The 21905-nt window shown below is 62.8% G+C and carries 19 protein-coding genes; 4 read left to right on the top strand and 15 right to left on the bottom strand.

Annotation, left to right across the window (positions count from 1 at the left end; translation table 11 throughout):
* The 4 genes from Y707_RS25535 to Y707_RS25530 all read right to left on the bottom strand — a co-directional run.
* Nucleotides 1–974 (bottom strand): multicopper oxidase family protein (locus Y707_RS25535; RefSeq protein WP_253905151.1); only part of this gene is annotated, 974 nt, incomplete at its 3' end.
* 4 nt (nucleotides 975–978) lie between these two features.
* The gene (locus tag Y707_RS32810; protein ID WP_253905150.1) at nucleotides 979–1155 is read right to left on the bottom strand and encodes a hypothetical protein; all 177 of its coding nucleotides are present in this window, start codon (nucleotides 1153–1155) and stop codon (nucleotides 979–981) included.
* A 108-nt stretch (nucleotides 1156–1263) separates the two neighbouring features.
* Nucleotides 1264–1746: a hypothetical protein gene (locus Y707_RS0112095; protein ID WP_253905149.1), complete on the bottom strand. Its 483-nt coding sequence runs from the start codon at nucleotides 1744–1746 to the stop codon at nucleotides 1264–1266.
* Between the two features lie 138 nt (nucleotides 1747–1884).
* A complete protein-coding gene (locus Y707_RS25530; RefSeq protein WP_081744823.1) occupies nucleotides 1885–2985 on the bottom strand; it encodes an ROK family glucokinase in 1101 nt (366 codons plus the stop codon).
* Nucleotides 2986–3126: 141 nt separating this feature from the next.
* On the opposite strand from Y707_RS25530, the gene Y707_RS0112085 reads away from it, so the two are divergent.
* Nucleotides 3127–4935 carry an AMP-dependent synthetase/ligase gene (locus Y707_RS0112085; RefSeq protein ID WP_026535288.1) on the top strand — a complete coding sequence of 603 codons (1809 nt, stop codon included), beginning with the start codon at nucleotides 3127–3129 and terminating at the stop codon, nucleotides 4933–4935.
* 38 nt (nucleotides 4936–4973) lie between these two features.
* On the opposite strand, the gene Y707_RS0112080 is transcribed toward Y707_RS0112085, so the two are convergent.
* From Y707_RS0112080 to gcvP, 4 genes are all read right to left on the bottom strand, one after another.
* Nucleotides 4974–6380 (bottom strand): mycothione reductase, encoded by a 1407-nt coding sequence (locus Y707_RS0112080; protein ID WP_026535287.1) that lies wholly within the window; start codon nucleotides 6378–6380, stop codon nucleotides 4974–4976.
* 18 nt (nucleotides 6381–6398) lie between these two features.
* Nucleotides 6399–7760 carry a MinD/ParA family ATP-binding protein gene (locus Y707_RS25525; protein WP_051441928.1) on the bottom strand — a complete coding sequence of 454 codons (1362 nt, stop codon included), beginning with the start codon at nucleotides 7758–7760 and terminating at the stop codon, nucleotides 6399–6401.
* A 128-nt stretch (nucleotides 7761–7888) separates the two neighbouring features.
* Nucleotides 7889–11317 carry a pyruvate carboxylase gene (locus tag Y707_RS0112070; RefSeq protein WP_026535286.1) on the bottom strand — a complete coding sequence of 1143 codons (3429 nt, stop codon included), beginning with the start codon at nucleotides 11315–11317 and terminating at the stop codon, nucleotides 7889–7891.
* Nucleotides 11318–11448: 131 nt separating this feature from the next.
* Nucleotides 11449–14313: an aminomethyl-transferring glycine dehydrogenase gene (gcvP, locus tag Y707_RS0112065; protein ID WP_026535285.1), complete on the bottom strand. Its 2865-nt coding sequence runs from the start codon at nucleotides 14311–14313 to the stop codon at nucleotides 11449–11451.
* An 88-nt stretch (nucleotides 14314–14401) separates the two neighbouring features.
* Between gcvP and Y707_RS0112060 the strand changes: the two genes are divergently transcribed.
* A complete protein-coding gene (locus Y707_RS0112060; protein WP_026535284.1) occupies nucleotides 14402–15217 on the top strand; it encodes a ParA family protein in 816 nt (271 codons plus the stop codon).
* 55 nt (nucleotides 15218–15272) lie between these two features.
* Here Y707_RS0112060 and Y707_RS0112055 read toward each other — a convergent pair whose 3' ends face one another.
* The 7 genes from Y707_RS0112055 to Y707_RS0112025 all read right to left on the bottom strand — a co-directional run bounded on the left by Y707_RS0112055 (nucleotide 15273) and on the right by Y707_RS0112025 (nucleotide 20795).
* A complete protein-coding gene (locus Y707_RS0112055; RefSeq protein WP_026535283.1) occupies nucleotides 15273–15866 on the bottom strand; it encodes a MerR family transcriptional regulator in 594 nt (197 codons plus the stop codon).
* A gap of 195 nt (nucleotides 15867–16061) precedes the next feature.
* Entirely contained in the window at nucleotides 16062–16562 is a 501-nt protein-coding gene (locus tag Y707_RS0112050) for a bifunctional nuclease family protein (protein ID WP_026535282.1), read from the bottom strand.
* A 12-nt stretch (nucleotides 16563–16574) separates the two neighbouring features.
* Nucleotides 16575–17252 carry a transcriptional regulator FtsR gene (ftsR, locus tag Y707_RS0112045; RefSeq protein ID WP_051441940.1) on the bottom strand — a complete coding sequence of 226 codons (678 nt, stop codon included), beginning with the start codon at nucleotides 17250–17252 and terminating at the stop codon, nucleotides 16575–16577.
* 84 nt (nucleotides 17253–17336) lie between these two features.
* Nucleotides 17337–17831 (bottom strand): FHA domain-containing protein, encoded by a 495-nt coding sequence (locus tag Y707_RS25520; RefSeq protein WP_081744822.1) that lies wholly within the window; start codon nucleotides 17829–17831, stop codon nucleotides 17337–17339.
* A gap of 80 nt (nucleotides 17832–17911) precedes the next feature.
* Nucleotides 17912–18298 (bottom strand): glycine cleavage system protein GcvH, encoded by a 387-nt coding sequence (gcvH, locus tag Y707_RS0112035; RefSeq protein WP_026535280.1) that lies wholly within the window; start codon nucleotides 18296–18298, stop codon nucleotides 17912–17914.
* A gap of 121 nt (nucleotides 18299–18419) precedes the next feature.
* On the bottom strand, nucleotides 18420–20072 hold the full coding sequence (locus tag Y707_RS0112030; RefSeq protein ID WP_026535279.1) for a DUF7800 domain-containing protein: 1653 nt from the start codon (nucleotides 20070–20072) through the stop codon (nucleotides 18420–18422).
* Nucleotides 20073–20120: 48 nt separating this feature from the next.
* A complete protein-coding gene (locus tag Y707_RS0112025; RefSeq protein WP_026535278.1) occupies nucleotides 20121–20795 on the bottom strand; it encodes a hypothetical protein in 675 nt (224 codons plus the stop codon).
* Nucleotides 20796–20939: 144 nt separating this feature from the next.
* On the opposite strand from Y707_RS0112025, the gene Y707_RS0112020 reads away from it, so the two are divergent.
* The gene (locus Y707_RS0112020) at nucleotides 20940–21371 is read left to right on the top strand and encodes an NfeD family protein (RefSeq protein ID WP_026535277.1); all 432 of its coding nucleotides are present in this window, start codon (nucleotides 20940–20942) and stop codon (nucleotides 21369–21371) included.
* Nucleotides 21368–21905 (top strand): SPFH domain-containing protein (locus tag Y707_RS25515; protein WP_035781492.1); only part of this gene is annotated, 538 nt, incomplete at its 3' end. The genes Y707_RS0112020 and Y707_RS25515, both read left to right, overlap by 4 nt.

Raw genomic sequence — 21905 nt, 5'->3', positions numbered from 1 at the left:
GCATCCTTCGGATCCAGGTTCATCGGGTGGCTGCCGGCCAGCGTGGTGGGAATACGGTTCCACTTCGGGTCGGCCTTCATCTTCTTCATACTCGGTGGGGCGACAACGTCGAAGGCCATGACCTTGTTCGTGTGGTCATAGTCGCGGTTGTTGTCATTGGACAGATTCCGCAGCTCGACCCGGGTGCCTGGCTTGTACTTACTGAAATCGATCAGCACCTCGTAGCGCTCGGCCATGGCGTGCCGCCAGTTCTTCACGGTCTGGGTCCGCGGCATCAGACCGCCGTCGGTGGCGACCATGTGCATCGGGTCCCCGGTGCTGAGTGCGAACCGGTAGGAGCGCGAGATGGACGCGTTCAGGACCCGGAAACGGTATACCCGCGGCTGGACCTTCATCACCGGCCACGCCCGGCCGTTGACGAGGATCACATCCCCCCACAGTCCGGAATGGCTCCGGTCGTCATAGGCCAGGGAACCATCTTCGGCGAACATTGCGTCGCTGACAACCAGCGGAACGTCGAAGGCGCCCTGAGGCAGCAACCGGCGCTCAACCGGGTCATGCATGACGTAGACGCCGGCAAGGCCCGAATAAACATTCTGCGCGGTGTAATGCACCCCATGGTCGTGATACCAGAGCGTCCGGGCCGGTTGGGAATTCGGGTAGAAGTATTCCTTGCAGAACCCCGGCGCGGTCACATCGTTGGCGTACCCGTCATACTGCGGCAGCGACGCCGAACCATGCAGGTGGGTTGAGGACGCCAGCAGATGGTGATTCCACTGGGGATGGTACTTGGGCAGCTTGTTACGCATATTGACCACCGCCCGCGTTCCACGTTCCAACTCGATCGTCGGACCGGGAAAGATTCCTTCATAGCCCAGGATCTGCGTCGTGTGCCGGGGAAGAATCCGTGCCGTCGCCTGGCGCATCGCAATTTCATAGTGGTTCACCCGCGTCCCGTCCTTATCAAAAGTCACGGACTCAGGCCGCAGTTTCGGCGGCCGCACGAAAGCGGTTTTGTAGGGCCGGGGCATATCCGCCCTCGTCGAGCTCGCTGGCCGACTTTGCCGAAACCGTGGAGATCGGGACAGTCACCAGACTTGCGCCAGCGAGTCCAACAGCACCCCATTTGAAGACTTCACGTCTGGATACAGACATGGCCGATCACTTCCTGTATTGCTTTTGGTTGGTTCGATAAACGTGGCCCCAAAGCCGCCCCTGCCTGGTACTCGAAGAGCACTGGCCGAAGGAACGGTGCCGGAGCAGTTATGGGCCTCCGGTGTGGTGCTCTGAGCCCAATGACAAGCGGCTGCCGGCCTCGTTTTCGAGGACCAATGCGATCGCCTTATCCGGCAGTTCAAAGACCATGGTGGCCGTAATGGATTCCCCCTGGTCGAGGTCCTGTGCTGACGGTGAAGCCCAGAGCGCATCTGGTTGACCGGAGCCGATACCATCGACGAAATACTTCTGCGGGTCGTACCGCAATCCTGTGGTGTCCAAGGCCGTGAACTGGACCTGGACCCGTACCCGGTGTGCGCCCTCTTGAGGCTGTGTCCCGAGAACGGCTGCTGCGGTCGGCGGTTGCCATCCGTCCACCTCCAGCGGCGTGACACCGGTGATTCCGGCCATGCCGCCTGGAACCGGCACCGAGGCGCCCATTGGAGCGCTCGGTTCAGGCTCGGAGGTGGTGAGGAAGAGATACCCGAGACTTGCAGCAAGTAGTGCCAGAATCGTCAGCGGGATAAGCACCCTCCGCCGCCGCCTCCTCTGTACGGGGGCGGCTTCTCCTTTTTCCAGAAGAAGTGACATGCCAATAATGATCCGCTGTCACCTTGTAAAAACCTGTTGGCGTTGCAGCCGTGCAGTCAGCTGAAAAGATGCTGTTGTTTATGGTCCAGCCGGACGCGTTCCGCGGGTGCCGGTCCGCGCATTGATCCGCGCCAGGTCAGCCGCTCCAACCATGCCCGCACGTGCACCGAGACGGGCCATACTGATCGGGGCTGCCGGCCGGAAACCACGGCCGGTCAGGTGGCGGCGGAAAGAACGCTGGGCCGGGAGCAGCAGGAGATCTCCAGCTCCGCTCAGTCCCCCGCCGATGACGAACTGGCCAGGGTCGAGCGCCGCCGCCAGGTTAGCCAGTCCAAGACCAAGCCAATGGCCGACGTCGTCAAGCAGTTCGATGCAGGTGGCATCGCCTTCTGCCGCCATCCGGGTCACCAGGGCTCCGGTGATGGCATCCGGGTCGCCGCCGGCCGCCCGCAGCAGATCCTGGGCGACCGGTGAATTCGCACGGGCGAGTTCGCGGCCCTCGCGCCCCAAAGCATTTCCGGATGCGTACTGTTCCCAACAGCCGCGGTTTCCGCATTCGCAGCGGTGGCCCTGCGGAACGACAATTTGGTGGCCGAACTCCCCTGCCACGCCATGCCTGCCCCGCTCCAGCCGGCCATCGGCAATCAGAGCGCCGCCGATTCCCGTTCCCAAAGTGATGCAGACCAGGCGGCTCTGCCCGCGGCCGGCGCCAAAACGCCATTCGGCCCATCCGGCTGCGTCGGCGTCGTTGACCACCATCACGCGCCGTCGAAGTTTGTATTCAAGATTCTCCCGGAGCGGTTCGTTCCGCCAGGCAAGATGCGGGCTGAACAGTACCGTACTGCCGCTCTGGTCCATCCAGCCGGCGGCACCGATGCCCACGGACCAGATCCGGTAACTGGCGGCAAACTCGTGTACCAGATCAACGATGACGTCCTCGACCTGGCGGGGGTCCGTGGCGGGAGTGGGACGGACGAGTTCGGCCAATACCTGGCCGTGGACATCGATCACGCCTGCCGCAACCTTGGTCCCGCCGATATCAATACCGATCGCCAGCCCGCGGCGTCCCAACCTGGCAGGCACAGCAGGCAGCACCCGGGGACGTCCCGTGGCTGGTCCCGTCCTTGGCCACAGGGGGCCGCCGGAAGCGGGACGGGGCCTGCTGCTTTGTCTACTCATAGGGGGCCATTCTACGGAAGGTCGTTGTTTGTCATCTGAAAGTTACCAAGTGACGCCAGTCACGCAGCGGTTGAACCGGCTCCACCCCGGTAGGCTATTGACAACCCGTTGAGGGCATTGGCAGGTACCGAAGGAGCTATCGTGCGAGAATACAGCGTTCCGGTGATGGTTGAATCACCCCAGGACAGCAACATTACCGATCTTGTCATCCGGCAGGCGAAGAAGCCATCCAACCCGGCGCTCTTCTCCCGCAAAGACGATCAGGGCGACTGGCAAAATATCCAGGCAACCGAATTTCTGGCGGATGTTTCGCTGCTCGCCAAGGGACTTATCGCCTCCGGCATCGGAGCCGGCGACCGGGTCGGAATCATGGCGCGCACCCGGTACGAATGGTCCTTGGTTGATTTCGCCATCTGGTTCGCGGGGGCGGTCTCCGTGCCGATTTATGAAACCTCCTCCCCCAGCCAGGTCGCCTGGAACCTTGGCGACTCGGAGTCAGTTGCAGTCTTCGTCGAGTCCGGCAAGCATGAAAATATCGTCCGTCAGGCGGCAGAGGCAGAGGGCTTGTCAGCGATCGCGAATGTATGGCAGCTCGAAGGTGACGGGCTGGATGCCCTGCGTGCTGCCGGCGTCGGAATCAGCGATGAAGAGCTCGAAGAGCGGCGTAAGACGTCGCACCTGGCAGATGTCGCCACCATCATCTACACCTCTGGAACGACCGGGCGCCCCAAGGGCTGCGAGCTGACGCACGGGAACTTCGTGGAACTGTCGGAGAATGCCGTGGCAGCAATTTCCGAGGTGGCCTATGAAGGCGCCCAGACCATCATGTTCCTGCCACTGGCCCATGTTTTCGCCCGGTTCATCTCGGTGATGTGCGTAGCCGCCGGCAGCACGGTTGCCCATACCCCGGACATTAAGCACCTGCTGCCGGATCTTCAGAGCTACAAACCGACGTTCATCCTGGCGGTGCCCAGGGTGTTCGAAAAGGTCTACAACTCGGCCTCGCTCAAGGCAGAGGACGGCGGCAAGGGCAAGATCTTCGCCAAGGCAACCGAAACGGCCATCGCCTACTCCAAGGCCGAGCAGAACGGATCAGTCGGCCTCGGTTTGAAACTCCGGCACGCGCTCTTCGACAAGCTCGTCTATGGCAAGCTCCGCGATGCCATGGGCGGCCGGGTCAAACACGCCGTATCCGGCGGGGCTCCGCTGGGTGAACGCCTCGGCCACTTCTTCCACGGTATCGGTCTGACGGTCCTCGAAGGGTACGGCCTGACCGAAACAACCGCACCCATCTCGGTCACGACCCCGGCCCTGATCAAGATCGGAACGGTCGGAGTTCCACTGCCGGGCAACGCGGTAAAAATTGCCGACGACGGCGAGATCCTGACCAAGGGCGTCTGCGTCATGCGCGGGTACTACAAGCGGGACGATCTGACAGCGGACGCGTTCGTGGACGGATGGTTCGCGACCGGAGACATCGGTGAGCTCGATGACCACGGCTATTTGACGATCACCGGACGGAAAAAGGAAATCATTGTCACGGCCGGCGGAAAGAACGTCATCCCTGCACTGCTGGAGGACCAGATCCGGTCCGATCCGCTGGTTTCCCAGTGTGTGGTGCTCGGCGACCACAGGCCCTTCATCTCAGCGCTGGTCACACTCGATGAAGAGTCCCTGCCCGGCTGGTTGGAGCGGCACGGATTGCCGTCGTCGACCACCGTGGCACAGGCGGCGGAAAACGAGCAGGTCCAGGCCGAGATCCAGAAGCTGATTGATAATGCCAACTCCACGGTGTCGCAGGCCGAGCAGATCAAGTCGTTCCGGATTGTTGCGGTGGACTTCACCGAGGAGTCGGGACATTTGACCCCCTCGTTGAAGATCAAACGTGTGCAGGTCCTGAAAGACTACGACAATCTGGTTAACGACATTTACCTGGCACCGCGTCCCTGACTGGGACGGTGCCCCTCGGGGTCGGCTCTTGAAGGCGGTTAAAGTTCCAGTCCGAGCAAGGCGTTCTCTACGACCTCGGTCAGTGCGGGGTGGATCCAGTACTGGCCGGTGGCCATGGTCCGGGCGTCCAAGCCGAACGACATGGCCTGGATCAGCGGCTGGATGATCATGGACGCTTCGTGGCCCATGATGTGTGCGCCGAGCAGCTTTCCGGTGCCTTTCTCGGCAATGACTTTGACGAAACCGTCGTCGTCCTCCATGGCCCAGCCGTAGGCAGTTGAGCCATAGGCCTGGAGATGCATGGCGATCGTGCTGCCATGTTCGGCCGCGTGCCGGCGTGCCTGCTCCTCGGTCAGTCCGACACTGGCAATCTGCGGCCGGGTGAAAACGGCGGACGGGACAAAGCGGTGGTCGCTGGCCCGCAGTTCATCGGGATGGACCAGATTGTGGGTCACAATCTTGGCCTCGTGATTCGCGACGTGTTTGAGTTGGTAGTCGCTGCTGACATCTCCAAGTGCCCAGACGCCGTCGACCGGCGCACCCCCGGCCAGCACCCGCTGCCAGTCGTCGACGGCGATCCGGCCGTCCGGCGTGATGTCGAACCCGGCCGCTTCGAGGTCGAGCGTGTCGGTATTGGGACGGCGACCGGTCGCCATCAACACGATGTCGGCTTCCTCAGTCCGTGCTTCGCCGCCGCCGGTAGGAACAATGGCAGCTTCGACGCGGCCATCGGGCAGTTCGGTAATGGTCCCCACCGTGCAACCGAGCCGGACGTCCCATTGGCGCTCGGCCTGGCTGGTGTAGCGCAACGAGATGTCCCGGTCCTCCTGCCTGAGCAGTTGATTGGAGCGGTTTATCTGGATGACTTCGGAACCGAGGCTGTCGAAGATGTGGGCGAACTCGGCGGCGACAAATCCTCCCCCGACAATCAGGATGCGGCCCGGCAGCTCGTCGATCCGCATCACCGTGTCGGAGGTATGGACCTTCGGCAGGTCCTGTCCGGCGGTTTCCGGAACGATCGGGCGGGAACCCGCGGCGACCACAACCTGCTCCGCCGTCAACACGGTGCCGGAGTCAGTCAGCAGCGTCTTCGGACCCGTGAACCGGGCATGCTCCTGGTACAGCGTGACGTTCTCCAGTTCAACGTCACGGTAGTGCTTACCTGATTCGGAAATGGTGTCGATGCGGCTGAATATCCGGTCGCGGATCTTCGGCCAATGGACCGCGTTGACTGTCGCATCAATACCGAGTTTCGCGGCCTTGACCGTGGAGTGCGCCAGTTCCGCCGGGTAGACGTACATCTTCGTCGGGATGCAGCCCACGTTGAGGCAGGTGCCGCCGAAGGTTCCGCCATCGATTATGGCGACCTTCTTGTCGTTCCAGTCGTCCGTGATGAGCGAATTGCCCGAGCCCGATCCAATGATGATCAGGTCATAGTGTTCCACCTGCGCAGATCCCACTTTCTATGACTGCAGTTCGTCGACGACCAGTGCCGCGAGTTCGGTGGCTGCGGTCCGGGCTGCCGGGCGCAGCTTGGCCAGCTCAATCCGGGACCCCTCGGCCAGATGGCGGTCGTACGGAATCTTCACCACAGTGCGTACCCGCGACTGGAAGTGCTCTTCGATCTGCGACACATCAACCAGCGAACCGCCACCGGAGGACATGTTGATGACGACGATGGCTTTGGCCACGAGGTCATGTCGGTCGTGGGCTTCAAGCCAGGACAATGTCTCAGACGCCAGGCGTGCCTCGTCAACGCTGCCGCCGGAGACCAGGACCACCGTGTCCGCCTTCTCCAAGGTCCCCTTCATCACCGAATGGACCATCCCGGTCCCCGAGTCTGTGAGCACAACGGAGTAGTAGCGGTCCAGGATTTCCGTCACCGCGCGGTAGTCCACCTCGTCGAACGCCTGGGCCACCGTCGGATCGGTGTCCGAGGCCAGCACATCCAGGCGCGAGCCGTCGCGGGCCACGTAATTCGACAACTGCGCGAATGAATCCACCGCGAAGCGGTCGTGGACCAGTTGCCGGGCGGTGTGGTCGGCGCTGCCCGGAGAACGGTCGGACAGAGTGCCTCGGTCCGGATTGGCGTCGACGGCAATGACGCGGTCTTCCCGGATTTCCGCAAGCGTCATGCCCAGCAGCGTCGTGACGGTCGTCTTTCCCACGCCACCCTTGCGGGACAGGATGGGAATGTAGCGTGTCCGCTCACCCAGCCGGACGCCGATCCGGTGTTCCAAGGCTCGTTGAATGCGGACCTTTTCGGAATCGCCCAGATTCAAGTAACCGAAGGTGGCGGCGTAGAGCCACTTTCGCCAGCCGCCCACGGGTGGACGGTTGGTCTTGGTGAGGAGACGGTCGGCGGTCAGTGCAGCCGCCGGTTCCGGACCGGCGTCGTGCGCCCGGCGGGTGCTGGAGCGGTCCGTTGCCACCTCATCTTCATCACCGTCGGCCGGCGGTCCAACCGGCATCGGCGGAGTCTGTTCCGGGGGCAGCCCCGGCTGCACGGACCAGGACGACGTCTGCAAAGATGATGGGTTGTCCGCATCCGCGGTGCCTTGTCGACCGGCGTCTGTTGGAACGGTCACCGGCGTACCAGCCACCCACTGTCCGGCCCACGGCCCGTCTGCCACCACGCCGGCCCCGTCCGGGTCCTCCAGGACGGCAGCAGGACCATCCGCATCGGATACACCCGCCGCTTTCCCGCCGGGAACGTCCGCTGGTTCCTCTCCCGGGACGATAACCGGGTCCTGCCCGTCATCGTCAGGCGCGTCGTCCTGTAGTCCAGCCTCGGTTTGGCCCGGCTTCTTCTGCTCTGGCGTCATAAGTCTTTCCGTGGTCGGTCCGGCGGGCGCCACCGGCTGCTGCAGCGGTGCCTCGAATCTGCACTCACCATAGCGCACCAGCGGCGTCCTTTACCGGACGACGGCAAACCTGCACGCCGCCGGAGCAACTAGTCTTTGATCGCCACCAGCAGGTCTCCGCCCTGTACCTGTTCCACCTTGGAGATGGCGAGCCGGTCCACGGTGCCGGCTACCGGCGTCGTAATCGAGGCTTCCATCTTCATGGCTTCAATCGTCGCCACCGTGTCGCCGGCTTCCACCTGGTCGCCTTCGGCAACGGTCACCGTGACGGCACCCGCGAACGGGGCGGCCACATGTCCACTTTCAGCCGGGTCGGCCTTCTCCGCGACCTTGGCGTGGCTTTCGACGCTCTGGTCGCGCACCAGCACCGGCCGCATCTGCCCGTTGAGGGTGCACATCACCGTGCGCATGCCCTTGGCGTCCGCCTCGGAGATCGCCTCCAGTGTCGCGATCAGCCGCACGCCCTGCTCCAGGGCAATCGTGTGCTCCTCGCCGGGCTGCATGCCGAACAGGTAGTCGCGGGTATCGAGGACCGAGACATCGCCATACAGTTCGCGGTTGCGCAGGAATTCCTTCGTGGGGCCTTCGAACAGCAGCCGGTTCAGGGTCTGCCGGCGTGTTTTCGAATCCGACTGCAGCGCGGCACTGTCATCATCGCTGAGCTCAACATCGCGCACCTTGATCGAGCGGCCCTGCAGCGCCTTGGTCCGGAACGGCTGGGGCCACCCTCCCGGGGGGTCACCCAGCTCTCCGCTGAGGAACGAAATCACGGAGTCCGGGATGTCGTAGCTTTGCGGGTTCTGCTCAAATTCGGCCGGATCCACATTGGCTCCAACCAGCTGCAGCGCCAGGTCGCCAACAACCTTCGACGACGGCGTGACCTTGACGAGGCGGCCGAGCATCCGGTCCGCGCTCATGTACATGTCCTCGATCGCCTCGAAGCGTTCGCCGAGGCCCAGTGCTATCGCCTGCTGCCGGAGATTGGACAACTGACCGCCGGGAATTTCATGCCGGTAGACGCGGCCGGTCGGCCCGGCCAGCCCGGACTCGAAGGGCGAATACATCCGGCGGACCGCTTCCCAGTACGGCTCAAGCGCGCTGACTGCCTCCAGGCTCATGCCGGTGTCCCGTTCGGTGTGGGCCAATGCCGCAACAAGGGCCGATGCCGGGGGCTGGCTGGTGGTGCCGGCCAACGTCGCGCTTGCGGTGTCGACGGCGTCCACTCCGGCATCGGCAGCGGCCAGCAGCGTGGCAAGCTGGCCACCGGCGGTGTCGTGCGTGTGCAGGTGCACCGGAAGGTCGAACTTTTCGCGCAGGGCGGTGACCAGCGCCGACGCGGCGGCCGGGCGCAGCAGACCCGCCATGTCCTTAATCGCCAGGATATGCGCACCGGCGTCGACCATCTGCTGCGCAAGGTTCAGGTAGTAGTCGAGGGTGTAAAGCTTTTCCTCCGGGTCCAGCATGTCCGCGGTGTAGCACAAGGCCACTTCCGCCACGGCAGTCCCGGTCTTGCGGACAGCCTTGATAGCCGGCTCCATCTGCGACACATCATTGAGGGCGTCAAAGATCCGGAAAATGTCGACGCCGGTGGCCGCGGCTTCTTCAACGAAGGCGTCGGTTACTTCGACCGGGTATGGCGTGTAGCCGACCGTGTTGCGTCCGCGCAGCAGCATCTGCAGGCAGATGTTCGGTATGGCCTTGCGCAAGGCGGCGAGGCGCTCCCATGGATCTTCGCCGAGGAAGCGGAGCGCGACGTCGTAGGTTGCACCGCCCCAGGCCTCCACCGAGAGCAGCTGCGGTGTCAGTTGGGACACGGCCGGTCCAGCAGCAACCAGATCGCGGGTGCGTACACGGGTTGCGAGCAGAGACTGGTGGGCGTCGCGGAACGTCGTATCGGTGACGGCGAGCGCCTTCCGGCTGCGCAGTTCGGCGGCGAAGCCTTCCGGCCCGAGCTCCTGGAGCCGCTGCCGGGACCCTGATTCGACCGGACGTTGAGCGCTGTCGGAACTGGTGTTGGGAACGTCATCCAGGACCGGCAGTTTTTGCGCCGGGTCGAGCTGAACATGTGATTCGCCGTGCGGCTTATTGACGGTTACCTCGGCGAGCCAGGTCAGCAGTTTGGTGCCGCGGTCGGCCGAACCGCGTGCCTGCTGCAGCTCCGGCCGCTCATCGATAAAGGAGGTGGCAACGTCGCCGGCCAGAAAGGCAGGATCGTCGAGGACGGCCTGCAGGAAGGGGATATTGGTCGATACTCCGCGGATCCGGAACTCCGCCAGGGCGCGGCGGGCACGGGCAACAGCGGCGCCGTAGCTCCTGCCACGACAGGTGAGCTTGACCAGCATCGAGTCGAAGTGCGGGCTGATTTCGGCACCTGCATACACCGTGCCGCCGTCGAGCCTCACACCGGCGCCACCGGCGGAGCGGTAGGCGGAGATCTTGCCGACGTCGGGCCGGAAACCGTTGGCCGGGTCCTCGGTGGTGATGCGGCACTGCAGGGCGGCGCCCTTCAGGGAGATCTGATCCTGTGTCAGCTCCAGATCCGCCAGCGTCTCCCCCGCGGCAATGCGCATTTGCGCCTGGACCAGGTCGACGTCGGTCACTTCTTCCGTGACAGTGTGCTCGACCTGGATCCGCGGGTTCATCTCGATAAAGACATGCTCGCCGGCGCGTTCCCCGACGGTGTCGACGAGGAACTCCACCGTTCCGGCATTGACATAGTTCAGTTCCTTCGCGAAGGCCACCGCGTCCCGGTAGAGCGCCTGACGGATATTCTCGTCCAGGTTAGGGGCCGGCGCGATCTCCACGACCTTTTGGTGCCGGCGCTGCAGCGAGCAGTCGCGCTCGAACAGGTGGACGACATTGCCCTCGCCGTCGGCCAGCACCTGAACCTCGATGTGCCGGGGCCGCAGGACGGCGCGTTCCAGGAACATCGTCGGATCGCCAAACGCGGTCTCCGCTTCGCGCATGGCCGCCTCCAGAGCGGCCCGCAGGTCTTCGGGCTTTTCGACCCGGCGCATGCCGCGCCCGCCACCTCCGGCTACGGCTTTGGCGAAGATGGGAAAGCCGACCTTCTCCGCTGCCGCCATCAGTTCATCGAGGTCGGCGCTCGGTGCACTGGATTCCAGTACCGGGATGCCGGCCTTCCGCGCCGCTTCCAGGGCGTGCACCTTGTGGCCGGCGACTTCCAGCACCTCTGCAGGGGGCCCGATGAAGGTAATGCCGGCCTTCTTCGCGGCCGTGGCCAGCCCGGGGTTCTCAGAGAGGAATCCGTAGCCGGGGTAGATCGCATCACAGCCGGCCTCGGTGGCCACGCGGATGATCTCGACGACGTCGAGGTAGGCACGGACCGGGTGGCCTTCCTCCCCGATCAGATACGCCTCGCCCGCCTTCTGACGGTGAATGGAGTTGCGGTCCTCGTAAGGAAAGACCGCGACGGTCTTCGCACCGAGTTCATAACCGGCGCGGAAGGCGCGGATGGCGATTTCGCCGCGGTTGGCTACCAGAATCTTCGAGAACATGCCCTGCCTATCTGCGTAAACTGCTCAATCGGTACTGCGTAACTTACATGACACGCCGGTGGAAGCGTGCTTTTGGTTACATCGCTGTTCCGCCGGAGCGGACTTTCGTTACAAAAAGTGTCCGGCCGCGCCTACCCCGGCACTTCCGCCAGCTCCTCCAGTGGAGGACAGGAACAGATCAGGTGCCGGTCGCCGTAGGCCTGGTCGACCCGGCTGACGGGTGGCCAGTACTTGCCGCGGGGCTCGACACCGGCAGGGTAGACGGCGTCCGCCCGGCTGTAGCTGTGGTCCCAACTCCCGGTGAGGCTCTTGGCGGTATGCGGCGCATTGACCAGCGGATTGTCGTGTGCCGGCCACAGGCCGTCCTGCACCGCCGCGATTTCCTTCCGAATGGCGATCATCGCGTCAATAAAGCGGTCCATCTCGACGAGATCCTCCGATTCGGTCGGTTCGACCATCAGCGTTCCGGCCACCGGGAAGGACATCGTGGGAGCGTGGAAACCGTAGTCAACCAGCCGTTTGGCAACATCCTCAACCGTGATGCCGCTCTGAGCGGTGAGCTTCCGAAGGTCCAGAATGCACTCATGTGCCACCAGGTCCTGGGCGCCGGTGTACAGCACGGGATAGTGATCGGCCAGACTGCGGGCGATGTAGTTCGCGGAGAGGATTGCCGTCTGGGTTGCCGCACGCATTCCGTCGGGCCCCATCATCCGGATATAGGCCCAGGAAATCGGCAGGATCGAGGCAGACCCGTACGGTGCCGCGGACACCAGTCCGACGTCGGAATCCTCACCCAGTTCCCGGGCGGGCAGGTAGCGGGACAGATGCGCGCGCACGCCCACCGGTCCAACGCCGGGACCGCCGCCGCCATGCGGAATGCAGAACGTCTTATGCAGATTCAAGTGCGATACGTCGGCACCGAATTTACCCGGCTTCGCCAGCCCGACCAGGGCGTTGAGGTTGGCGCCGTCGACGTAAACCTGCCCGCCGGCGTCGTGCACTAATCCGCAGACCGTGGTGATCTCGGTTTCGAAAACACCGTGCGTGGACGGGTAGGTGATCATCATCGCGGCCAGGTCGGACGCGTGTTCGGTCACCTGCCGCCGCAGATCATCGACGTCGATATTGCCAAAGTCGTCCGTGGCCACCGCCACAACTTTCAGCCCTGCCATCACCGCTGACGCCGCATTGGTGCCGTGGGCACTCTGGGGAATCAGGCAGATGTTCCGCTCCGGCTGGCCGTGGTCCCGGTGGTACGCGCGGATGGCCAGCAGACCGGCGAACTCACCCTGCGAGCCGGCATTGGGCTGGATGGAGACCGCGTCGTAGCCGGTGATTTCCGCCAGCCATTCTTCAAGCTGGGTCGCCATGCCCACCATGCCCACGGTGTCCTCGGCGGGCGCGTAGGGATGCAGGTTGGCGAACTCCGGCCAGGTGACCGCTGCCATTTCCGCCGCCGCGTTCAGCTTCATGGTGCAGGAGCCGAGCGGAATCATCCCGCGGTCGAGCGCATAGTCGGCGTCGGCCAGACGGCGCAGGTAACGCATCATCTGCGTCTCCGAGCGGTGGCTGTGGAAGACGTCATGGGTCAGGTAATCGGTGCTGCGCGCCGGTGCTGCTTCCGGCGCCGGGCTCCAGCCGTCCATCCGATGGCCGAGCAGTTCCGTTACCGCCGCCAGATCCGAATCGCCGGTGGTCTCGTCGACGGCGATCTGCACGGTGTCTTTGGCGACCTGGCGCAGCAGATAGCCCGCTTCATGGGCGGCCGCGACAATCCGCATCGCATTGTTGCCGCTGGTGCCGTCGACATGGATCCGCACGGTATCGAAGAACCGGTCATGCACCACGGTGTGTCCGGCTGCGCGGGCCGCTTCGGCAACGGCGGCGGCATATCCGGCAACGCGGTCCGCGATCTGCCGCAGTCCCTCCGGCCCGTGGTAGACGGCATACATCCCGGCCATCACCGCCAGCAGCACCTGGGCGGTGCAGATGTTCGACGTCGCCCGTTCCCGGCGGATGTGCTGCTCACGGGTCTGCAGGGCCAGCCGGTACGCGTGTTGTCCATCCACGTCCTTGGATACACCCACCAGGCGCCCTGGAAGTGAGCGCTCCAGCTTGTTCCGCACGGCCATATAGCCCGCGTGCGGCCCGCCGTACCCCATGGGCACGCCGAAGCGCTGGGAGGTTCCCACGGCGACGTCGGCCCCGGCGGTTCCCGGCGCCTCCAGCAGCGTCAGCGCCAGCAGGTCGGCGGCGACGGCGGTCATCGCCTTATGCTCCTTCAGCGCTTCGATGATGGGAGCCAGGTCGCGGACCTTGCCGGAGTCGCCCGGATACTGGATGAGGGCGGCAAAGATATCCGCATCGGGCAGCGGTTCGTCGAAGCTGTGCACCACGACCGGGATCTTCAATGCCTCGGCACGGGTATTGATGACAGCCAGGGTCTGCGGGAAGACGTCCGCGTCGACGAGGAAGGCTGCATCCTGTGCCGCCGTGCGGTTGGACCGGCGCATCAGCGTCATTGCTTCAGCGGCCGCGGTTCCTTCATCCAGCATCGACGCGTTGGCGATGTCCAGACCTGTTAGATCTGCCACCATGGTCTGGAAATTCAGCAGCGCCTCCAGCCGGCCCTGCGAAATTTCCGGCTGGTACGGGGTGTAGGCGGTGTACCAGCCCGGGTTCTCGAGCACATTCCGCTGGATCACGCTGGGCGTGAAGGTGCCGTAGTAGCCCTGCCCCAGAAGGGACTTCCGGACCGTGTTGCGGGATGCCCAGGACCGAAGCTCCGCCAGCATGGCTTCTTCGGAGGCCGCCTCGGGCAGGTTGAGCCGTTTGCTGGACTGGATCGTTTCCGGCAGCGCAGCCCGGCAGAGCTCGTCCAAGGAACTGAATCCCAGCTTGGTCAACATATGATGAAGGTGGGGCGTCGTTGTGACACCGATGTGTCGGTGGCTGAACGGTGTTGCCGTATTGCTGCTAGCTTGTTCTTGTTTCAAGTTATGCTCCAAATAACGGTCAGTCCACAGCCATTCTAAATGGCGAAACGCTCGTGATGACTAGAAATGTTAGGTATTGGTTCTTCAAGTGCAAGTAGTGAGCATCAGCAGCCTCAAAGGCGGCGTTGGCAAGACGTCGGTAACCCTGGGACTGGCATCGGCCGCACTGGCAGCAGGCATTCCCACCCTGGTCGTCGATTTGGATCCGCACGCGGACGCGACCACGGGACTTGGAGCACGTGCCCATGAAGAAACCGACATCGGCAGGCTTCTCAAAAGTGCCCGGCGGGCGGGCCTCGCGGCCAATGTGGTTCCCAGCGGCTGGGTTGCGGCGCACGACGACGGCGGTCCCCGGCCAGTGCTCGACGTCGCCATGGGATCAGCCTATACCGGCATCTACGACCGGCCGGATCTGGGCAAGCGCGACCTGCGCCGGCTCAGCAGTTTGCTGGGCAAGGTGGACCAGTACGAACTGGTGCTCATTGACTGCCCGCCCTCGCTCAATGGACTGACCCGGATGGCCTGGACTGCGAGCAACCGGGTGCTGCTGGTCGCCGAGCCCGGCCTCTTCTCGGTGGCGGGAACTGAGCGGACCCTGCGCGCCATTGAAGTATTCAGCCATGAATTTGCCCCCAACCTGATGCCAGCTGGGATCGTGGCGAACCGTGTACGGTCTGGTTCAAGCGAACACAGCTACCGGCTTGCGGAAATGCATGCCATGTTCGGCGAATTGCTCCTCTCCCCCACCGTCGGCGAACAGGCCAACTGGCAGCAGATCCAGGGAGCCGCACACGCGATTCACAACTGGCCGGGAGAATCGGCCAAGCATGCGGCCGGCCTGTTCGACCAGTTACTCATGAATCTGGTCTCCACCGGGCGGGTACGCGACCGGGTGCACCGATAACAACTAAAATTGGCGTCCATCCCGAGGGGTGGACGCCAACTGTTTTTGGTGTTCTCTAACCGATCTTGCGGGCAGTGCGGCGCTTGCTCAGCTCGTCCTCCGGGAATTCCTCGCCGGCGGCATGTTCGCTGGGCAGCTGGGCCAGGCTTCCTTCGACCTCGCGCCATACCCGGCCTACCGCGATGCCGAAGACTCCTTGTCCACCCTGGACGAGATCGATAACCTCATCGGCGGAAGTGCATTCGTAGACGCTTGCTCCATCACTCATCAGGGTGATCTGGGCGAGGTCTTCAACGCCCCGTTCGCGCAGGTGCTCAACGGCCGAACGGATCTGCTGGAGGGATACGCCGGTGTCGAGCAGGCGCTTGACGACTTTGAGAACCAGAATGTCCCGGAATCCGTAGAGGCGCTGTGAACCTGACCCTGCGGCATTGCGCACGCCGGGAAGAACCAATCCTGTTCGGGCCCAGTAGTCGAGCTGGCGGTACGTGATACCTGCTGCTTTGCAGACGGTGGCGCCACGGTAACCGGCGTCCTCATCAAGAACTGGAAGGTCCTCGGTGAACAGCAGCCCTTGGGCGCTTTCCGGAATCGACCGGCCGTGGGAAGCGGCGTGCGAGAGTTCGCCACCATCACCTTTCGGACTCACGTGGATCCTCCTTGTCGTAGCTCCCTGGGGGAAGTGTGCTCCAACCCTTGTCTACGAGCTAACTTCATTAAAGCCGTAGACAACTGCCGTTGCAATGGGAACCTTGTACTTCGACGTTAGAGTGACGGTGGTCAATGGTCAAAGATGCTGGCCCTTTGTCTGCTGGCGTGTCGCCGCCATGCAGTCCTGAAAGCCCTACTTTTCGAAGTCCTCAGGCTCGACATCGTCCAGGAATTCGCGGAATTTGCGCAGTTCCTTCTCGGCGTTCTCCCCGCTGACTTTGTCCTCGTCGTCGTCATCCGTTTCGGCAATTTCGACGCCGGCCTCGTCCAGTACCGCTTCGGCACAGAGGACGGGGCAGGGAATCCGCAGGGCAATTGCGATGGCGTCCGAGGCACGCGCGGAGACGACGGAATCGTCGTCGAAGACCAGTTCCGCGAAGAACACCGAATCCTCCACGGTGGTCAGATGCACTTTCTTGATGCTCCGGCCCAAGGCTTCGACGACGTCGCACAACAGGTCGTGCGTCATTGGCCTGGCTGGAACTATCCCCTGCTGGGCCAGGGCGATAGCGCTTGCTTCGGGAGTGCCGATCCAAATGGGTACGTGCCGCTCGCCATGGGACTCTTTGAGGAGGACAAGCGGTTGATTCGAAGGCAGCTCGAGCCGGACTCCGACGATTTCCACTTCAATCACTGAGGTTCCTCCCTACCTGTCCATGCGGGCGATCTGCCCGTTAACGAGTGCACTGTGCAGGGACAGACATATATCGCTGATTTCACGTGCGGCGTCCGCGGCCCGCGCCCTGGAGGCTACATCCTTGCGCGACGCCACCGGCGCTATTGCCGTTTCCACCAACGAGAACTCGCGGTCCGCGGCTGCGCGGAAAGGCCGCAGGTGACGCGGTTCTATACCGTGCTCCTGCAACTGTACGCAGGCCTTGGTGATCTTGAGAGCATAATCGTCGTACCGGTCATCGACTGCGCTGATCAGCCCGTGACTGACCAGCTCCTGAATCAACTGCGAGCCCGCATTGGTCTGCTTCTTCAACTGTTCCAGCGTCAACTGCCGTGCCTGGCCGTTCAGCTGGGTCAGCAACTCGTCGGAGACCATGCGCGGAGAGATGCTGACTCCCTCCGGGAGGTTCTCCGGCTTCTCGCCGCGGTCGATGGCGTCAAGGTAGTCCCGGATGACTTTCAGCGGCAGATACTGGTCCCGCTGCAGCCCCAACACGAACCGGAGGCGTTCAACATCCTCCGCAGTGTACTTACGGTATCCGGCCGGAGTCCGCTGGGGACTGATCAGCCCCTTTTCCTCCAGGAAACGGATTTTGGACGCGGTGATATTCGAGAAGTCAACGCTGAGTTCCGCCAGAACCTGGCCGATGTTGAGAACACCGGTCGGTGCCCCGGATTTGTCCGCGCGACCGTGGCCGAACTGGCGCCGCGCGGGCTGGGCCGGCGACACTGGCTAGCCCTGAACCGGGACTTCACCCGTGTGGGCCGGACCAAGGTAGAAGGTCAACCGGAACTTGCCGATCTGGACCTCATTGTGCTGGCGGAGCAGGACATGATCCACACGGTCCTGGTTGACATAGGTGCCGTTCAGGCTGCCCGTATCCACCAGTTCGAAGCCGCGCCGGGTGCGCCGGAATTCGGCGTGCCGCCGCGAGACCGTAACGTCGTCGAGGAAGACGTCGGCATTGGGATGGCGGCCAGCGGTGCTTACGTCCGAGTCGAGCAGGAAGCGGGCGCCACTATTTGGCCCCGAATGCGCTATCAGCAGCGCTGAACCAGACGGCAGCGCTTCGACGGCTGCCATTTCCTGATCCGTGAGTTTCGGAGCAGCTAATGGCGCATCCAGATTCGGGACGCTGATCGTCGTCGTTTCAGGGGCAGTCGACTCTGAATCATCCAAGTCTCCGGCGCGCCGACCGTCTACGTACTTACCTTCATCGCCAGCCATGGTTGCCCCTCCTCCGTCTTTTCGTCCGCTTCGGGAAAGCGGTGCTCTTGACTGCAAAAACCGCCTGCTCATTCCTGTTTCTAGCCTACCTGCTGTTGGTAGTCGTCAGCACTGAGCAGACCCTTAACAGACTCAGCATCTGCGACGCGGATCTCCATTAGCCATCCTTGACCGTACGGGTCTGAATTGATTAGTGCAGGATCATCGTCCAGGCCCGTATTGCTGTTGACGACCTCGCCGGTCAACGGAGCAAAAATGTCGCTGACGCTCTTGGTGGATTCGACTTCACCGACGACGTCGGACGCGGACACCGATGTCCCTGCTTCAGGCATCTGGGCATACACAACGTCTCCCAGTGCATCCTGGGCGAAATCAGTGATCCCGACGCGGACAACACCGTCTGCATCCGGGGCGGTGATCCATTCATGCTCGGCGGTGTAATAAAGATCGGCAGGAATATTGCTCATGAGCGGTGCCTTTCGGTCCAAATAATATTGATAAGCCGGGTGTCTAAGAACTCTATACGGTTCCGGAGACGACTCGCCACCAGTGACGTTTGTTTGGAGGTGGGAGCAACGGCTTCACCAGTTACCGGGATCGCAGCGTGACGGACGCTACCTGCTGCAACCGTGGATGAAAATGGTCGTTGTCCTCTACATCGCCGGTGTCCCACCAGAGTTTCAGGCCCTCAGGAGAGTCCTCGAGCCCTGCCAGATTGTTATCGAACCAGGGCCCCTTGATGCCACTCCAGGTGAATGGCGGGCTGGGCACTTTCGCAGATCGGGCAACCAACGCGCCCACTGGCCCGGCCACGCCGTACGACAATGCAGCCGTGGCAAACCGCATGGCCCTCGGCAAAGGATTGCGGATTGGCGAGCAGACCGCCTGGACAATGCGACTGCCGGAGGAACGTTTAACTTCCGAGACATAGGAGAAGTGAACATCGCCGGAGAGGAAACAGATGGTTTCCGGGGCCATACCCCTCTTGCCGTCTGCCACTTCAGTCACCATGGTCGCGACGGCGCGGAAGGACTTCTGGAAAGCCGCCCAATGCTCCATGTCAACGCCTTGACGGATTTTCTCTCCGATCTTCGCACCACGTTCTCCCCACGCCCCTTCAGAGAGAGCCTCATTCCAGGATTCGATGTGATGCAGTCCCGCCGGAAGCAGGAATGGCAACGACGAGGCGACCAGCAGATGCCGGAAGCCGCCCTGCATCTTGTCGTCAAGCCAAGCGAGTTCTTCGTCGTCGAGTAAGGATCGACGATCGGATTCCAGAACGCGGGCTGCCCGGGAATCGATCGTGATGATACGCACGTCCCCGATATCCCGGCAATAACTCCAGCGATAGCTTGCCGGGTGTTGGTCCGCCCGGTCAGCGAAGGCGTCTATGGTCCCGGTCAAGTCCTGCTCGCCATCGCCGTCGTAGGCAGCAATCTGTGCCCAAATTTCGTCTTGGGCACGTTGCTCCGGCGATAGGTTGCCAAGATGCTGGTAGACCCAGTACGAGCCCAACCCCGAAACGATCCTGTCGTGCCACCAGCCTGCGGCTTCGCGCTCCTGCTTCCATGTATAGGACGAGTTCCAGTCGTCATCGATATCGTGATCGTCAAAGATCATTGCGCTCGGCAGGTTCGACAGCAACCAGCGGTTGGCTTCATCGGACCACGCGAGGTTGTATAGGTGCGCATACTCCTCGTAGTCCTTCAGCTCCTTCCCGGGCGGTTCCTCCATGCTTCGACGCGCACGGATGAACTCCTGCATCTGGTCGCTCGTCACATCCGCATAGACCTGATCCCCCAGGAAGGCGACAAGATCGGGCCAGTCTTCGTCAGCACTGGATGCCATCCGCAGGGCATAGGCACGCATGGAGTCGACGCCGTGAGTGCCGTTGCCGTCGGCGTCGTGCGGCACGCTGGTGCGGCAGGATCCAAACGCCATCTTGATAGGTTTACCAGGCGTCAATGTGGAGATGCACGACGGCGGGTATTCCGAATCGCCCGGCGGCCACACCTCGTCGTCGTTAATCTCGACGGTATAGGGGTTGATGCTTCCCGGCGCCAGCCCGTTCACCTCAACAAGCGCATAGTGATGGCCGTGCACGGCGAAGGTCGGTGCCTGCCAGGAGCTCCCTGCCGTTCGCACCGTTACCCGGCCGGCGTCGCGGGTTTCCACCCAGATGCTGGCCGCCGTTTCATCGACGAAGCGCATCATTGGACCGAGGACAAGAGATTCAGTCATTCATCAGTTCTACCGGTTTCGGAGACTTACGGCCATTGCAGCCTTCCCTCAGGCGGGAGCCTGACCGCGGCCGCTCTCCAGCGCACGCGCTACTTGCTCCTTCAACAAGTTCACGGCTCCATCCGGGAGGGCGATGAGACCCTCTACCTCGCGGAGTGCACGCCGGTATGCCGTTTGCCGTTCGGCTGGACTCGCGGCATTATCGACGGCGATAGTGATCAATGTCCTGGCGGTTGCCAGACGCTGGCGTTCCTTTACCGAGAAATTTCCCGCCTTGATGCGCCGCGCTTCGGATTCAGCCACGCTGAATGCAACGTCATAGTTGTTCACAGCGGCCCGGTACTCGGTGCAACGCGCAGCACTCCGGGATTCCGGTGTCGCCGGGCGGAGCGCGTCAGCCTCGCGTTTTGCCCGCAGGAAGGCTACGGTAAGGGGCTCCCTGACATCGGTCATCGTGGGAAAGTCAATGAGCTTTCCCACGTCAAGTTCGTAATCGAGCCACCGATAGTTTACCGCGTCATGGGCCTCCATGAGCGCTTTCACTTCACCGGTTTGTGTTTGCTCGAGCTGCTGACCCTGATGCCGGAGCTTATGCAGTTCAACCTTTCGTTGGTGCCGGCGCTCGTTGGCCTTGGACCAGGAGCTTCCCCACGCGGCGAATACCCCGCTGAGCGGAAAAACGAGCCACCAATAATCACCAGCGAATTCCAGCAATGCCTCCACCGCTTCATCCTATTCCGAAATCCGCTGTGTGTGCCCGGCGGGGCTTGGCTGGCACTAAGTCGAAATGCCTTTATCTCCCGCTGTACGACGGATACGCTCATGTACAGCGACATGAGAATCGCATGACCCAGTCGAGGACCGAGCATGACCGCGAGCGGAGCGCACACCGGAGCGATTGCCGTGACCGGATCTGACGTCGACCTGCTCGACGAGTTCGGTTCTGCTCTTTCCTCCTTCATCGAGGGCCTCGGCCTGGGTTGGGAGCTGTTCCTGGGTCTGATCGTGCCCACCCTGATCCTTGCCCTCGGCGGGTTGTTCCTGACCGTTTGGCTGTGGCGCCGCTCCCGCATCACGTCCAGCAGCAGCGGGATGGACCATTTCACGGGGCAGATCATCACGGTAAAATTGGCTGAAGGTACACACGGGCAGGCTTTCGTGGCGGGTAGCTGGTGGTCGCTGCACAGCACCGGCGGGCCGCTGCAGGCCGGAGACCGGGTGCGGGTCCGGGCAGTCGAGGGCCTCTTCCTGGTCGTCGAGCCGCTGACCGGAGAAGTGCCGACTGAGGAGGACACATGATTGACGGTACGCTGATCGGTCTGATCGTCGCGGCTCTGGTGGTCGTCTACATTGTCACCCGGGCCGTCAAGATCGTCCCGGAGTACGAACGAGGCGTCATCTTCCGGCTGGGCCGCATCCAGGCTCCCAAAGGCCCTGGGGTGTTCGTAATCGCTCCGTTCATCGACCGCATGCGGCGCGTGGACCTGCGCACGCACACCTATGATGTGCCCGCTCAGGATGTGATTACCCGGGACAACGTCACGGTCCAAGTCAACGCAGTGGCGTACTACAACGTCGTCGACCCGGTGCGTGCCGTGCTCTCCATTGAGGACTACCGTGTCGGCACCCAGCAGGTCGCCCAGACAACATTGCGCAGCATCATCGGCCAGACCAGCCTGGACGATCTACTGACCAAGCGTGATGAGATCAACCAGCAGCTGCAGCAAGTCATCGACGAGGTCACCGACCCATGGGGCGTCAAGGTCACCATCGTGGAGGTCAAGGACGTCCTGCTGCCGGAGGGCATGCGGCGGGCAATGGCCCGGAAAGCCG

Origin of the sequence: Arthrobacter sp. H14 (assembly GCF_000520495.1) — a bacterium.
Taxonomy (GTDB): Bacteria; Actinomycetota; Actinomycetes; order Actinomycetales; family Micrococcaceae; genus Arthrobacter_C.
Note: the sequence above shows the minus strand (reverse complement) of the source record. Positions and strands in the feature narration are given on the sequence as shown.

What these genes read in the sequence shown, in the direction of transcription:
- Y707_RS32810 (WP_253905150.1), bottom strand. Translation starts at nt 1,155, where the DNA reads ATGTCTGTATCCAGACGTGAAGTCTTCAAATGGGGTGCTGTTGGACTC.
- Y707_RS25530 (WP_081744823.1), bottom strand. Translation starts at nt 2,985, where the DNA reads ATGAGTAGACAAAGCAGCAGGCCCCGTCCCGCTTCCGGCGGCCCCCTG.
- gcvH (WP_026535280.1), bottom strand. Translation starts at nt 18,298, where the DNA reads ATGAGCAATATTCCTGCCGATCTTTATTACACCGCCGAGCATGAATGG.
- Y707_RS0112070 (WP_026535286.1), bottom strand. Translation starts at nt 11,317, where the DNA reads ATGTTCTCGAAGATTCTGGTAGCCAACCGCGGCGAAATCGCCATCCGC.
- Y707_RS0112020 (WP_026535277.1), top strand. Translation starts at nt 20,940, where the DNA reads ATGACCGCGAGCGGAGCGCACACCGGAGCGATTGCCGTGACCGGATCT.
- Y707_RS25520 (WP_081744822.1), bottom strand. Translation starts at nt 17,831, where the DNA reads ATGGCTGGCGATGAAGGTAAGTACGTAGACGGTCGGCGCGCCGGAGAC.
- Y707_RS25525 (WP_051441928.1), bottom strand. Translation starts at nt 7,760, where the DNA reads ATGACGCCAGAGCAGAAGAAGCCGGGCCAAACCGAGGCTGGACTACAG.
- Y707_RS0112030 (WP_026535279.1), bottom strand. Translation starts at nt 20,072, where the DNA reads ATGACTGAATCTCTTGTCCTCGGTCCAATGATGCGCTTCGTCGATGAA.